This is a genomic window from Brevibacillus sp. NL20B1, from assembly GCF_018195675.1.
In the GTDB taxonomy this organism is placed as follows: Bacteria; Bacillota; Bacilli; order Brevibacillales; family Brevibacillaceae; genus Brevibacillus; species Brevibacillus aydinogluensis.
Map to the genome: position 1 here is coordinate 1 of NZ_JAGTPT010000009.1, position 12,647 is coordinate 12,647.

A 12,647-nucleotide genomic window follows, 5' to 3' on the forward strand; every position below is an offset into this window, starting at 1 on the left:
TATACAAATGCGTACCTGTTGACATTCCCCTTGTCTGTTCTGGTATGTGTTGCGACAGCAGCGTGCGTTCATGTCGTAACGAGATCGAAGGGCTAATAAACGATGCTTCGGATACAAGGATGTGTCAGCAAAAAACCTGCCTTCGCTCAGGAGGCGGTTTTTCCTCTTACCAAAAAACGTCGATTTCTCAAGGGTTTCATATGGAGCGGGTGATGGAAATCGAACCTGCCGCCATGCAGAGAGTTGCTGCGGGAAGACCAATATTTTACAGATTAAACGAATTGGCATAATTAAGGCCAGAAAGGAGGTGAGTACGTGGGATGGTGAAAGGAGTAGGTACACCCGAAGCTAGCGGAAGAAAAAGCGAAAGCGGCGCTCCCGCCAAGGTAAACGCCGCAGGTGACCAGTGAGGCCCCCCCACCATCCTAAGAATAGCATGAAGACAAGAAAAATAGACATCAGAAATCTGCGTTCCATCCGTGGAGTGTTAGGGTTCGCTGTTTTAGCCACATACTCGCCTGCTGCTCAGTGGTGGCAGAAAGCCATCCTGATTTACGTTGTGGCATATTTGTGGATAACAGCAGCATTGGGAAGAAGGGATTAAATAATTGCAGATTAATTTGGACGACATCATGGGGTTGTCAGAGGTCTGCGAAATGACCGGCAAGTCCAAGAACTACATGAAGGAGTATCTGAGGCGTGGACAGTTCCCGCAGCCCGTCAAGGAGCTTGCTTGCGGACCGTTGTGGCTTCGGGAGCAAGTTCAAACATGGATGGACACGCCCCGGCTTCGCGGCAGAAGGAAGAAAGACGAGAGAGAATAAAAAATTCCCTCCACCGGTTTTTTCGGCAGAGGGCTGTTTGTTTAGCTTCTCTTTGCTCGATCTCGCACGAATTTGTACATCCACCTGACCAGCGCGGCCCATGCTGTTTTCCCACCCACCAAAGCGAAACCGGCGCGGATTCTTGTCGGCAGCCGGTCATAACGATTGACGAGGGCCTGCTCCTTCGCCTCCAGATGGTCGTACAAGCCGGGGAACACCGCTTCGATCTCGGCGATAAAGGCGGCGATGCGCGGGAACAGGTCGGCGGCCAGGACGAGCAGTACCAAAAGAAAAAGGGCGATCAACGCACCCCACTCTTGTCCAAAGACAACCACATCCGCGAAAGTCATGTCACACACATCCTTTCTTCAGTTTTACCGTTTTCGTTGCCTGGTCCCACTCCACCGCCAGACCGAGGATGGCAGCCAGTTCCCGGGCAGGGGCATACGACGTGCCGTTTTCGATGCTCTCTGTCAGGTCTTGGCCGTTCACCTTGACCTGTTTTGTGCAGGCGCACCACTCCACCTTGCCGCCGACTGCCTCGGCCACGGACCGGATCGGAAGCCACGATACGCCGTCACGCAGATAACCCTGAACTGGCAGGCGGCTGTCGTTAATCTCGATGGAAACTTGATCTACAACCGTTTGTGCTTGTTGTGTACTTTCTGTGGATGTTTTGAAAGGCACTCGGTAGTGTTCGCAGATTACCTTCGCAATCGCGGCGGCGCAGTTCTCCCGGAAGGCATCCGTTTTCAACAGGGCGCACTCGTCCCGGTTGGTCATGAAACCCAGTTCGCAGAGTACACCAGGAATGCCGTGTCTTGCGGTCTCTCTGGTGATGTGCAGGTCAGCTCGTTTCACCCCGCGATCCCGCAGACCGGTATCTGCTACGAGGCGACGCTGAATAATCTGCGCCAGCTTCTCCGCCTGGTCGTTTGTGTACGTCTCAATCCCGTTCGCTGTGCTCCATCCGTTACCGGCAGCGTTGGCGTGGATGGACACGAGCAGGACGTCGTATCCCTGCCGTTTCAAGTCTCGCGCCTGGTTCGTGCGCTGAATCAAGGGCATGTCCTTGTCATCGTTCACCGTCAGGCGGACGTCGAAGCCGGACATATGGAGTTTTTTCACCAGCCGGCGAGCGACATTTCGATTGAATTCATACTCTCGCAGCGTGCCGTCCGGGGAGCGTTTACCGGCTGTTTCGGCGCCATGACCGGGGTCGATCAGAATCACTCTCTTCATCTCACTTACCCTCCTTTTGTCTCATGGCCCGTTCAGTCTTGGCTCTGATTTCGGACTCCACCAGTTTGGCGACTGCCTTTGGCACCGGCCATCCGGCTCGTGTTGCATTGGCCGTCAGGCTGTTCCAGGTGTGATAAATGAGGCCAAATGTGACGCCGTAAAAGAGAAAGCCCGGCGTGCCCATCACGCGGTCAAGCAAGTTGCCCAACGCCGGCAGGGCCAGCAGAAACAAGGTACGCGGAATGCGATTCAGGCCATATTCCGACGAGTACGTTTTGTCTTTTTTCTTGGCTGCCTGGATGCCGGTTATCCAATCCAGTACAATGCAAAGCAAAAGCACCACGATAATGTCAGTCCGGCCCGTGCCATAAAAGTAATGGAACACAGGTGCTGTCACCGCCCCCAACGTCGCTGCGAGGGCGTTTGCTTGGGTTGCAATGTTCTCCAGTTCAAGTCTTTGTACAAAGCGCAATGTTCTTCATCCTCCTCGCCCCCCAGGACAAAATCAAAGCCCTGCTCGGCCAGGGACGGGTTTTCAGTCTAGATGAAAAAAAGGGGAGCCACTGCTCCCCATGAAAAACGCCTGTCCGCATTGGGAAAGGCGCTCAGAAATCCTGGCCGGTGATTTGCTTGAACTCCTCCGGCGTGATCTCCCCGTATGGATTGGATTCAGTCCGAACAGCCAAGCGCAACTGATCAATCGTGACCCACTTGTATTTGTACGCCAGGTTCCAGAATGCCATCATACACCACCTCCTTTCATTTGGATCAGTTCCACTTTGACCAATGCCAACTGCTGCCCAAGGGTTTGAATCATCGCGTCTTTTTCAATATTTTCCAGCTTCAGCATGGCGAGTTCCTGCCCCATGGTTAATACCGGGTCTTCCTGCTCCTTTTGACGAATGACTGAAATTTTCTCCACGTTTTGTGTTTTGAAACTCAATCAAACGCACCCCCAAATCCGTCCAATCTCACCCGCTCTGTCGCTGTGCCTTTGGCGATGCACACCCAGATATTGATGCGCCAGTTCGCGGCGGTTTTTTGCTGGTTGGTAAAGAGATAACCCCGGCCGGCAAGAACTGCTGCGGTCATATCCTCCCAAGTCGGCGATTGGTCCATTGCATTGTTGCACACTCGGACAAACTCGATCGAAGAACCCGGCGGCAGGTACCGCTCCAGCGTGACAAGCACGCGCGTAGGCATCCCGTCTAAGGTGAAATGTGCCTCTACGTCCGGGTTGTCAAAGTCCAGCATAAATTCGATGTGTGTCTCTGTCCTGACAAACGTAAACGTCCTGGTCGAAGTCATTCCGTTGTTATCCTTAGCCTCCACAGTCAGTGCATGTGGTGTGTCCAGCTCCAGTCTGATCCACATGTCATGCGGGATCGTTACGGTCTCCTCCCGACCAGGTACGCCTTCAAATGACCGGATTACCTTTCCATCGATCTTTTCTGTGATGGTGAAAGGGTTGCCCTCCGGATCAGTGACGCTATAGGTTTTGCTCGGGGGCTCCATGATCTTACCCAAGTCTTCGTTGGCCCCACTGATCACCGGCGGCCGATTCCAGATGACGCGGAATTTGCGCGTGACTTCCGCGCTCTTTCCACCTTGGTCGTCTTCTGCCCATACCTTGAGGATGTGATCGACGTCTTCGGCCAGATCAGCTCCAGCTACGTCCATCGCGCCGTCCCACAGCCGCTTGTTGTGGTAGGTCAGCGTGCGGGCAAAAGAAATAGGCGTTACCCCGTCGGATACGCCTGATCCTATGTTTCGTATTGGTCCATTGTTAATTTGACATTTGATTACGACATTGTTGTTTGCGTCGGCGTCGGTAGCATTGCCCTTAATTTGCAGAGAGTTGCCTTCTGATAATGTTTGATTGTCGTCCGTAGATAAGGTTAAGGTAGGTGATGAGTTATCGACGTAATCCACTGTTACTGTGTATTGATAGTAATATTCATATGTCCGTGTGTCGGATGCTGGTTTCGTCACGATTCCTGAATAGTTTTGAGAGTATTGATAAACACGAGTGTCCGGCTTCGTTACTGTACCCGAGTATGTGCCTTCTGCTGTTGCATAGAACGTGGTGGAGTCGCCAGATTTTTTCGTCCTCTGACTAATAATTTTTGCGCTTGTTTTTTTCAGTGTACCTGTGTATCCACCATTATTATATGAAATGTTGGAAGGCAGTCCAGCCAATGCTGCTGCGTAAACTTGATCCCAGTTTCCGGCTTCAAACACCGATGCCTCGTATGTCCTCGTCTCCGTAACTGTTTTTGAGTCTCCTGCTGAACCGCTTATAACAGTTTGAGTTACCCCTTGACCATAAAGAGTTCCAGAGTATCCCCCACTGTTATAGGGGATGCTGCTAGGTAAATTGTTGCTGGAGCTTGTACGAGATTCGGTAACAGTCTTGGAGTCTGCCGGAGTATACGACCCACCAGTTTGAACAGTACGAGAGACTGAACCATTTTTCAATTGAAATGTGATGGTTTGGTCGCTTACCGAATACGTGACGGTTCCGGTGTTTACCGTTACACTCTTGATCGATTTTAGCTTTGGAATAGTTAACGATTGCGTTTGCGTTCTGGCGGTACTTTCAGCAAACGTTTTGGTTATTACGGGCATCTTTCTCCCCCTTCTCGCTCAAAATGACCGTTTTCAGAAGGTAGATTATACCTCCAAGCGTGATTGAGCCTCGTTGAAATAGCCCCTGATCACCCGGATAGAGTCGATTGTGGATAGATCGTCGTCAAACTTGTTGTAGAGGAAGTTCTCCGGCAAAATCGACTCCATCGTATTGATACGGATTTTCAGGTTTGATACGTCCGCAGACAGCGCAGCCAACTGCACGTGAGCGTCCGCGATCCCCTTTTCCCATCGATTAATGTCGGCTTCCGTGACGTCGTCGTCAGGTTTCCAGTCCAGTTTTGGATCATATGGCATTATGCGCTCCCGCCTTTCACTTCAAATTCAAATCGGAAGGCCAGTCGCTGCTGATCTGCAACAGTAATGCTGGGCATCCGCTCAGTGATCAAGTTCCCTTTCTCGTCGTACAGCCTAATGGATGTCACTTCCGTGATCCCCTGCTGGCTCAATGTTTCTACGATGATTGTCCTGCCGTTCCGGGTAACGTTTTGAATCGGAACGGTTTGATTATTCACGACGAGGGATCCGATTCGGTTTTTCAGGTCTTCGGCGGCGCGGGCCAAATATGCGTTATCAATCATACGATCACCTCAGTCTGATACTTAATCGGCTTCATGCCGACCCGGAACTCAGACACCTTATGGTACCGACGTTGGCTGACAGTCACCTTATCTGTTATCACCAGAGCGCAGCTATTCCCCAGATCATACTCCACATCGATATGCGCCGGTTTGACGTCCTCCAGCGCAGCCGCGACAGCAATAAGGTTTAGATTGGTGAGCCCGTCAAAATGGATCCTGATCCTGCCCGTAAAGGTTACCCGCCGCACTTGATCGGTGAAAGCCCTCACAATGGCGAGCGCCATTTCGGCAGTGAACTTACCTGTTGCGCGCATCTTCGCGATAACGGCCGCCCTGCGTTCCTCCAATGACTTGGATGGATCTGGTTTGATCTCATATTCCTTTTCATATAAAGGCAAAGCCCAGGTTGCGGTTGTCACTGACATCTGGGCCTCCAAGTCTGATATGGCTTCTTCTCTGCTGGCAAACGCCGGTTCGACGGAATCAAAGAAGGACTTAAACACCTCGGACCGGCGCATAAAGGGTGCCAATCTATTGATCATCTTATCAGCCATCTACCGTCACCGTCCCAAGCACTGCTACTTCTTCTCTGCCAATCGGTATGTTTGCCGTGCCTCCATTGACGAGCAGATTACTGTAATCGGCAACACCTTCGCTGTCCAGGATCTCTCCTCCAATCCTTGCATAGCTTACAAACGACATCTCATCTGGCTCAATAAAGGCAATATCTTTCAGGTATTGCGTCAGCTTCACTTGAATGTTATTTGCAGCTTGCTGGAGGGTGTATCCAGGGGAGAGCATGATCGTAACAGAAACGTCGATGCTAACCCCGGTCGCGCTTACCACGGTGCAAAACGCACCAAGAGGGGCTGCACCGCTTCCGTCTCCGGTAATGCCCGGATCAATGTGCTCTTGCACAGCGTCCACGATGGATTGACTGGCCGGCTTCCTGTCACTGTCGATGATGACCACCTTCACTGTGTTGTCGCCGTTCCAGAGGGGAATGACCCGCGCATCTCCAACACCGGGGACCTCTTTCGCCCAGTTTTTATAGTGATATTTATTGCCGCTCGTTGCTGGCGTGCGGATCTTTTCGTAGTATCTTTGCAAGAGATCCTCATCAGATTCCGCATCAAAGCCATCTGCTGTAGGTTCGTGATTGGTCACCGCTGTAAATCCTGCCAGTGTGACAGGAAACATGGTGATCGTGTTTGCCGGGACGTTTCCGCTGGCACCAGGTTCGACAGCCCGAATATTTACGGTGCCGCTGACAGCGATATTTTTCTGCTCCGTCGCCTGGAATTGGACGCCGCCTGGCGTTTCAAACAGATCTCCCACAAAGATTGTCCCGGTACCGGTAACGGTCACACTGCCGATCGCGTGTGTGGCCTGTTTTCGTTCAATCCCTGTCCGTTCATAGACACGTCGTTCAAGCTCCTGGCCTGACAGATTGGAGATGTCCAGCTTTTCCTTGACCGTCGCAATTTCTGTATCTGTCTTTTCAAAGCGATCTGCCACCGGAGCGAGAAAATCATACGCAAAGTTGCCCGGGCGCTTGTCATATCTGGAAGAAAGTGAACTCATCATTTCTGTGAGAATCTCTTTTTTATCAGCCATCTACACCGTCACCCTCCCTTCCGTTGAACCATAGATACTCTTTACTTGAAACTCGATGGTGAGTTTTTCGCCGCTTTGGGTGAACACAAAGTTGTCCACCTGGGTGATCGCATCGTTTTGCAGCAGAGCATCGCGAATCATCCGCTCATACTCTGATCGGGTAAAGTCCGGGTGGAAGTTCTTGCCGATCAGTGTGTGATATTCACTTCCATACCCGGTTCCTTCGTAGATGAGGGAGTCTTTCATCGTGCGAAGCGCTTTTTCTACCCAAATCTTTACATACTCGATTCCGGTTACCTCAATCAGTTTCCCGTCTTTCAAGACAAAATCGCCCTTGTTGAAGTCCCACAAAAAAGTCTTGTGGACCTTCTCGGGCGATGTTTGCTGAATCAGCTCTGTGTCAGGAAACTCCAGCTGGGCAATCTGAGGCAGTGTCATGTTTCGCCCCCCTCCCAAACCTTATCGAGCACAAACCAGTTTTTCCAGTCCTGGTCAGGAATCATGATCACCCGGTTCCCTGCTTGCAAGGGAGTAGTCAGTTTGGCCACGATCTTGTTGTTCTCCCCGGTGGCTGCCGGAATGGACAATCTTTTGATGCGCTCTGTCAGATCCCCGCCTACTTCACGATGAAATGTGATAGTGGCCGAATTGCTCGCATCGTTACCCACCATGTTGGTCTCTGTTATCTCAACAGGAGTACCCATCATCAGCCGTTCGGCGACGATCAGTTTGTGCTGTTCCAGGATGATGTTTTCCCCGTATTGGATACGCAGAGGGGAAACGCTCAAGACCTTTCCCACCACGGGGGCCGTACTCAAGGGATTTCGATTATCCTTGTACATTTGGGCAAGTTTTTGCGCCAGACGGTCGATACTGTCCACGGATCACCCCTCCTACTTAACGTCCTCAGGCAGAGCCAGTTCCAGCTGCATGGTGTGGATCTGGTTTTTTACCTCGTGTTTTACCGCTGTGATCATAAACCGCTGTTTCATGCCAGTGATCGGCTCGTCCACGTCCAGCAGCCGGCCGGCCTTGAAAGCCACATCGCCTACCAGCTTTAAGCTGTTGGTTTCGTGGATCCGCGCAAGCCGGCTCAAGAGGATGCGAGCCACCTCTCTGGCCTTTGCGGCATCTTCGGCATCGATCTTGAATACTTCCTCCAAAAGCCCGTATTTTCGGATCAGTCCCTCATCCTGCGCGTTTGCGACGATTTCGTACTTGGGTTTCGTCTTCTCCTGGTCGTCTCGCTCAATCAGGATTTTCACCCGATTTCGCATGCTCTCGATGGTCCGGGTGCGATCCGCCCCCAACGGATTGGCCAGCACATCAACCGGCGCGATATTATCCGCCAGCTTAAACGTACCTTTAATGACCAGGTCTTTCATCTCTTCAAAATAGATTTTGCCCTGCCGCATCTCTACGTTGTACCGCTTGCCAGATGCCTTTTCGTGCCGTTTGTAGATGTCCTCGATAATCTCCGCCGGGCTTTTTTCCAGATAGATTTCGTCGATGACTGTGCCCATGTAAGGGACGCTGCCGATCAGCATGCCGAAATCGTTTAGAATCTTCGTGATTGCTTGGGACGCCGGGATTCGGTTAAACTGGTACACGCTCTTGGACTTGCCCAAATACCAGGCATAGTCGTACACCGTGTATTTGATCGCTTCTCTTCCAGATCGGCCTTCCGTAACGATTACGCCGCGATGTACCTCCTGTCCATCCTTGGTCAAGATCACGACGTCTCCCAAATCACAAGGATTGACAGGAAAAAGTTTTGCGTCTGTCCAGTTGATGTCAAACTCCATGGACGCCATCAGGGAAAGGTTGGAATCCCATGAAATGCTGCCGACCAATGGCGTAATGTCAAGGGTTTTGGAAGCATCATTTTTGATCAGGAGTAACTGAAACACATTGTCACCCCCTCGCTGTGCTAATAAATGGGAACTCCGTCATCTGCAGCGTGTAGGAAATGTCCCCGTCCTGTTTAACACCCCACTCGAAATTATCAATGGTGACAGCCATGTTCAGCGATTGAGCGCCGCCTGAATCGACGATGACCAGACGGACCGGGATTCGCATGCCGCGCCAACGTTCGATTGTTTCTACATAGGCCATCCCCCACATACTCCGATTTTGCAGAAAGGGGTAATCCCGAACCGGAAAAAAGCTCTTGATCTCGACGGAGCGAAGTCCTTTTAATCCAATCAGGTTCAGCGTCTGCTGCAATCCGTCCACCCGCTCGTTGTTCCATGGAGACGGCACGTTGTATTCTGCTGGAGGCACGGGGAGCTGCAGGACTTCAGCATTGTTGTTGATGGACAAAAACACGTTGATCACCCTGACCTACCCCCTTACGTCGTTGCCCAGATATGGCGCTCAATCCGCGCCAACAGGCTGTCTGCGAGATCCAACGGAGTCTGATTATCTCTCAATTGCGCCTTGGTGTTTTTGTCGGTTGCACTCGTGTTGAGCGCAGTCGCATCCGTGTTGAAGGTGAGTGCCTTGGTGTTGTTGTTCAGCGCGTCGAGCAGCTTTTGATCCTGTTGGACGCGCAGTTTACGGGCTTCGTTTTGTTCCTTTCGAGCTTGTGCGATGTCGTTTGACGCTTTGCCCGTGGAAAACTTTGCACCGCTGAAGTCTAAATGGGGAATCGGGCTATAACTGCTGTCCCAAGTCGGCACATCAATATTTGCCACCTTCGCCCCTGCAAAGTTTACTTCGATACGTTCTTTACCGAAAGCTTCCAGAGCCGCATTAAGAGGCTCGAGCATCTTTTGTACGCCCATCTCTGCGGCGGCAATGATTCCGTTCCACATGGAAATCGCGCCGAACTTGATGGCGTCCCAGGCGTATTTGAACACACGGAGCATGAAGTTCGCGTAATCGATGTACTTATTCACGCCCCATTCCACTGCGCCAACGACGACATTCCACAGTTCCATCCCTTTTTGCTTAATGGTTTCCCAGTTTTGAACGACATAGATACCGGCGGTGACCAGCAACCCCAATAATGTAACGACAAACCCGATTGGGTTGGCTTTGAATGCCGCATTCAACAATAACACGGCGCCCCTTAGGATACTGACCTGACCCGAGGCAACCAATGCCGCAACGCCCATCACCTGAGTTTTTATGGCGGCGAAAGTTGACTGCTGGCCAAATAACTTGATCGCAAGCGTCGAACCGTACACAGCGAGCTTGTGCATGAGAAAAGCCGCGGCGGCTCCGTACACAATTGGTCCAATGACGGACCAGTTTTCCATGATAAAGGAGGAAACCTCCCAAATCGTTTCCGCCACCGCTTTGGCGCCAAAATAGACCGCCATAAGGGCCGCGGAAAAGCGTGCACCCCATTCTGCTGCGCGATCACTGGACAGAAATTCCCGAATCCCTTTCATATCTTCCTTGACCGCCATGAACAGCGGTTTGGTGATTTCGGCGAGTTGCCGCGAGCCTGTTGCCTTGATATTGGCGACCGTGTTCTCAAACGTCTCCGACATTTTTTGCATGGAGCCGCCAAAGCGGTTTTCCAGACCTGTAAACAGTATCGGTAGAACCTGGCTGGATAAGAGTTTGCCCTGCTCGGCCAACTTCATCAGCTCTGCCGGAGTTTTTCCCATCTCTTTTGAAAGTATCTGCCAAGCAGGAATACCGCTCTCCGCAAGCTGGTTTACCTCTGCAGCGCTCAGCTTCCCTTTCATTTGGATTTGACCTAACACTTGGGTTATGCCCTCCAATTGCTTGGTACTGCCGCCGGTTGCTACCACTGCATCACCCAGACGCTGCAAGACGGGCATGACTTGCTGCCCAGTGAAACCCATATTCAACAACGTCTTGGCAGACTGCTGCAATCCGGAAAATTCAAAGGGTGACGACTCTGCCAGTTTCTGTAAATCAGAAACCATCTGTTTCGCAGCCTCCGTCGAGTTGAGCATGAGACCAAGAGACTGTTCGGCCGTCTCAAAGCTGGCATTTGCTTGAATACCAATTCCGACAATGGCGGTTGAAGCGGTCTTTACCGCGCCCGCTGCAGCTGCCGCACCCGTTTTGATCACATCCCATGTTTTTTTGCTGATCTGCTGGAGTTCCTTCAAACGGCGTTGATAATCCTGTGCCAAAGCATTTAATAGCGTATTAGTGAAGTTGGTTATCATCGCATCTCACCCCCTCACAAAAGAAAAGAGCACTCTCATTGAGTGCCTCAGACTGAAGACAAACGGTTCATTGGAAGCGTCCGTAAGAAAATGATTTCCAGACCGGAAGGCCTGCACATTCATCAAACAGAAGCGGAAGACAACGTACCTCGCATGGAGAGATGGGCCAAGCGAGCTCCTTTGACGACCCACTCAGCGGGAAAACGAAGACGCGGGGATCAACAGGGGACACAAGTCTCACTTCCTCGAAACACCCAGATGTTTGTCCCCTGCCCGCGTCTCGTTTTGGAGCGGACTACATCCGCTTCTGTGCTGGGCGTCAAGCGATCGAGCGGACCCGATCTCCCATGCGCCGCGGACGTTATCTACACGCTGGAGCACTCTCATTGAGTGCCTTTTGAAACATATTACAAGATCACCGTTTCTGTTTTGTTCTCACTTATCTTATTATTGACTGCTTCGCAAAACTTGTTTACGCGGATGATATTAAAATTGTTCAGAAACGTAACACCTGCTAATTTTCCGTTATTATTAACAAAGTTTAAGATCAAGTAGGTGTTTGACTTGCCCTTCACTTTCTTGGTTCCGATACCCGACATGCCACCTACGATTGTTCCCCATCCCGGAACAAGCAACGTACCGATCAAGGCTCTTCCAACGACGCTCTTGTCTTTTTCGTATATTTCTTGTTCCGTTTTAACCACTGCTGCCCTCATCCTGGCCAATGGAATTTCAAACTTTCGGCCATTGTGATCAATGACTACTTTATCCGAAAAAAGGAATAAATCACAGTCTGCTCTTCTTCCAAGGCCAATTCCTTCGATATGGAAGGCGCTTATCATAGCATCGGCCCCGGAGTCGTGCATCTTTCGGTCCATTTCCTTATTACCTGCACGATTTATCAAAATCACTACAATCAGAACAACAACGATACTAAAGGCTATTACATAAAACATGGAATCCTCTCCCTTTTACCCACAGGAATATTATACTAATATTTCCAAGCAAAAGGTAGAGGAAACCTAAATGCCCCATCGCTGCTTTTCCTCTTTCATGGATACGATCATGGACTGGACCATGAAACGCTTGGTCGCAAAGTCCAGTCCGAGCAGATACTCCGGTGAAAATCCTTTTTGTACATAGTGGTGGAGAAAGTAAAAGTCCTCGTCACCACTTTCAATCAGTTTTTTATGTCACGATCCACTTTTCGCACGCCTTCGCCAAAGCCCGCTAGCTTCAAAGCGTGGCCGCTGATCGCCGCAATCTCGCCAGGACGGAACAAGATACCCACGATGTCTGTCGGTTCGACGCAGCCGAATTCCTTTTGAAGTTGCGCGTCTTTCAGATCCGGTTGGACCACACAGTGATAGACGATATACGGGTCGGCCATCTGGCTGCGCGAGTCGTCCTGCGCCATCGTCAACGCCTCAATCGCTATTGAGCGATCCGGCTCCTGAATCGTGATCTCTCCGTCCAGTGACTCGATGTACAGGTTGGCCGTTCGGCGTTTTCCTCGCTTCAATTTTTCTTTCTCTGCGAGCAGATCTGCAATGGTCAACTGTTTCCCCACTGCCGGATAC

At 51.1% G+C, this 12,647-nt stretch carries 19 protein-coding genes; 2 read left to right on the plus strand and 17 right to left on the minus strand.

Going from position 1 to position 12,647, the window contains the following annotated elements:
- Both KDN35_RS07845 and KDN35_RS07850 read left to right on the plus strand, forming a co-directional pair.
- A partial coding sequence (locus KDN35_RS07845; protein WP_212132490.1) for a hypothetical protein occupies nucleotides 1-290 on the plus strand: 290 nt, incomplete at its 5' end.
- 330 nt (nucleotides 291-620) lie between these two features.
- A complete protein-coding gene (locus KDN35_RS07850; RefSeq protein WP_212132491.1) occupies nucleotides 621-824 on the plus strand; it encodes a helix-turn-helix transcriptional regulator in 204 nt (67 codons plus the stop codon).
- Nucleotides 825-865: 41 nt separating this feature from the next.
- On the opposite strand, the gene KDN35_RS07855 is transcribed toward KDN35_RS07850, so the two are convergent.
- The 17 genes from KDN35_RS07855 to KDN35_RS07935 form a co-directional block, all read right to left on the minus strand.
- Entirely contained in the window at nucleotides 866-1,174 is a 309-nt protein-coding gene (locus KDN35_RS07855) for a hypothetical protein (protein ID WP_171564791.1), read from the minus strand.
- 1 nt (nucleotide 1,175) lies between these two features.
- The gene (locus KDN35_RS07860; RefSeq protein ID WP_212132492.1) at nucleotides 1,176-2,066 is read right to left on the minus strand and encodes an N-acetylmuramoyl-L-alanine amidase; all 891 of its coding nucleotides are present in this window, start codon (nucleotides 2,064-2,066) and stop codon (nucleotides 1,176-1,178) included.
- A gap of 1 nt (nucleotide 2,067) precedes the next feature.
- The gene (locus KDN35_RS07865) at nucleotides 2,068-2,538 is read right to left on the minus strand and encodes a phage holin family protein (RefSeq protein ID WP_171564789.1); all 471 of its coding nucleotides are present in this window, start codon (nucleotides 2,536-2,538) and stop codon (nucleotides 2,068-2,070) included.
- A 133-nt stretch (nucleotides 2,539-2,671) separates the two neighbouring features.
- Nucleotides 2,672-2,809: an XkdX family protein gene (locus tag KDN35_RS07870; RefSeq protein ID WP_212132493.1), complete on the minus strand. Its 138-nt coding sequence runs from the start codon at nucleotides 2,807-2,809 to the stop codon at nucleotides 2,672-2,674.
- Nucleotides 2,809-2,988, minus strand: coding sequence for a hypothetical protein (locus KDN35_RS07875; RefSeq protein ID WP_349290962.1), 180 nt, complete (start codon nucleotides 2,986-2,988; stop codon nucleotides 2,809-2,811). Before KDN35_RS07875 ends, KDN35_RS07870 begins: the two co-directional genes overlap by 1 nt.
- Before the next feature lie 17 nt (nucleotides 2,989-3,005).
- Nucleotides 3,006-4,694 (minus strand): hypothetical protein, encoded by a 1,689-nt coding sequence (locus KDN35_RS19865; RefSeq protein ID WP_249178991.1) that lies wholly within the window; start codon nucleotides 4,692-4,694, stop codon nucleotides 3,006-3,008.
- 45 nt (nucleotides 4,695-4,739) lie between these two features.
- Nucleotides 4,740-5,012 carry a hypothetical protein gene (locus tag KDN35_RS07885; RefSeq protein ID WP_212132495.1) on the minus strand — a complete coding sequence of 91 codons (273 nt, stop codon included), beginning with the start codon at nucleotides 5,010-5,012 and terminating at the stop codon, nucleotides 4,740-4,742.
- Nucleotides 5,012-5,296 carry a hypothetical protein gene (locus tag KDN35_RS07890; protein WP_171564785.1) on the minus strand — a complete coding sequence of 95 codons (285 nt, stop codon included), beginning with the start codon at nucleotides 5,294-5,296 and terminating at the stop codon, nucleotides 5,012-5,014. The genes KDN35_RS07885 and KDN35_RS07890 overlap by 1 nt, the downstream gene beginning before the upstream one ends.
- Nucleotides 5,293-5,850: a putative phage tail protein gene (locus tag KDN35_RS07895; protein ID WP_171564784.1), complete on the minus strand. Its 558-nt coding sequence runs from the start codon at nucleotides 5,848-5,850 to the stop codon at nucleotides 5,293-5,295. The genes KDN35_RS07890 and KDN35_RS07895 overlap by 4 nt, the downstream gene beginning before the upstream one ends.
- Nucleotides 5,843-6,913, minus strand: coding sequence for a baseplate J/gp47 family protein (locus KDN35_RS07900; RefSeq protein WP_171564783.1), 1,071 nt, complete (start codon nucleotides 6,911-6,913; stop codon nucleotides 5,843-5,845). Before KDN35_RS07900 ends, KDN35_RS07895 begins: the two co-directional genes overlap by 8 nt.
- Nucleotides 6,914-7,351 carry a DUF2634 domain-containing protein gene (locus KDN35_RS07905; protein WP_171564782.1) on the minus strand — a complete coding sequence of 146 codons (438 nt, stop codon included), beginning with the start codon at nucleotides 7,349-7,351 and terminating at the stop codon, nucleotides 6,914-6,916.
- A complete protein-coding gene (locus KDN35_RS07910; RefSeq protein WP_171564781.1) occupies nucleotides 7,348-7,794 on the minus strand; it encodes a DUF2577 family protein in 447 nt (148 codons plus the stop codon). Before KDN35_RS07910 ends, KDN35_RS07905 begins: the two co-directional genes overlap by 4 nt.
- A 12-nt stretch (nucleotides 7,795-7,806) precedes the next feature.
- Nucleotides 7,807-8,823 (minus strand): XkdQ/YqbQ family protein, encoded by a 1,017-nt coding sequence (locus tag KDN35_RS07915; RefSeq protein WP_171564780.1) that lies wholly within the window; start codon nucleotides 8,821-8,823, stop codon nucleotides 7,807-7,809.
- A gap of 4 nt (nucleotides 8,824-8,827) precedes the next feature.
- The gene (locus KDN35_RS07920; protein ID WP_349290963.1) at nucleotides 8,828-9,250 is read right to left on the minus strand and encodes a hypothetical protein; all 423 of its coding nucleotides are present in this window, start codon (nucleotides 9,248-9,250) and stop codon (nucleotides 8,828-8,830) included.
- A 14-nt stretch (nucleotides 9,251-9,264) separates the two neighbouring features.
- Nucleotides 9,265-11,067: a tape measure protein gene (locus KDN35_RS07925; protein WP_212132496.1), complete on the minus strand. Its 1,803-nt coding sequence runs from the start codon at nucleotides 11,065-11,067 to the stop codon at nucleotides 9,265-9,267.
- Nucleotides 11,068-11,474: 407 nt separating this feature from the next.
- Complete coding sequence (locus KDN35_RS07930; RefSeq protein WP_171564778.1) at nucleotides 11,475-12,023, minus strand: hypothetical protein; 549 nt, start codon at nucleotides 12,021-12,023, stop codon at nucleotides 11,475-11,477.
- A 224-nt stretch (nucleotides 12,024-12,247) separates the two neighbouring features.
- Entirely contained in the window at nucleotides 12,248-12,637 is a 390-nt protein-coding gene (locus KDN35_RS07935) for a phage tail assembly chaperone (protein WP_171564777.1), read from the minus strand.
- Between the last annotated feature and the right edge of the window lie 10 nt (nucleotides 12,638-12,647).

What these genes read in the sequence shown, in the direction of transcription:
- KDN35_RS07855 (WP_171564791.1), bottom strand. Translation starts at nt 1,174, where the DNA reads ATGACTTTCGCGGATGTGGTTGTCTTTGGACAAGAGTGGGGTGCGTTG.
- KDN35_RS07860 (WP_212132492.1), bottom strand. Translation starts at nt 2,066, where the DNA reads ATGAAGAGAGTGATTCTGATCGACCCCGGTCATGGCGCCGAAACAGCC.
- KDN35_RS07870 (WP_212132493.1), bottom strand. Translation starts at nt 2,809, where the DNA reads ATGGCATTCTGGAACCTGGCGTACAAATACAAGTGGGTCACGATTGAT.
- KDN35_RS19865 (WP_249178991.1), bottom strand. Translation starts at nt 4,694, where the DNA reads ATGCCCGTAATAACCAAAACGTTTGCTGAAAGTACCGCCAGAACGCAA.
- KDN35_RS07885 (WP_212132495.1), bottom strand. Translation starts at nt 5,012, where the DNA reads ATGCCATATGATCCAAAACTGGACTGGAAACCTGACGACGACGTCACG.
- KDN35_RS07890 (WP_171564785.1), bottom strand. Translation starts at nt 5,296, where the DNA reads ATGATTGATAACGCATATTTGGCCCGCGCCGCCGAAGACCTGAAAAAC.
- KDN35_RS07895 (WP_171564784.1), bottom strand. Translation starts at nt 5,850, where the DNA reads ATGGCTGATAAGATGATCAATAGATTGGCACCCTTTATGCGCCGGTCC.
- KDN35_RS07900 (WP_171564783.1), bottom strand. Translation starts at nt 6,913, where the DNA reads ATGGCTGATAAAAAAGAGATTCTCACAGAAATGATGAGTTCACTTTCT.
- KDN35_RS07905 (WP_171564782.1), bottom strand. Translation starts at nt 7,351, where the DNA reads ATGACACTGCCTCAGATTGCCCAGCTGGAGTTTCCTGACACAGAGCTG.
- KDN35_RS07925 (WP_212132496.1), bottom strand. Translation starts at nt 11,067, where the DNA reads ATGATAACCAACTTCACTAATACGCTATTAAATGCTTTGGCACAGGAT.
- KDN35_RS07930 (WP_171564778.1), bottom strand. Translation starts at nt 12,023, where the DNA reads ATGTTTTATGTAATAGCCTTTAGTATCGTTGTTGTTCTGATTGTAGTG.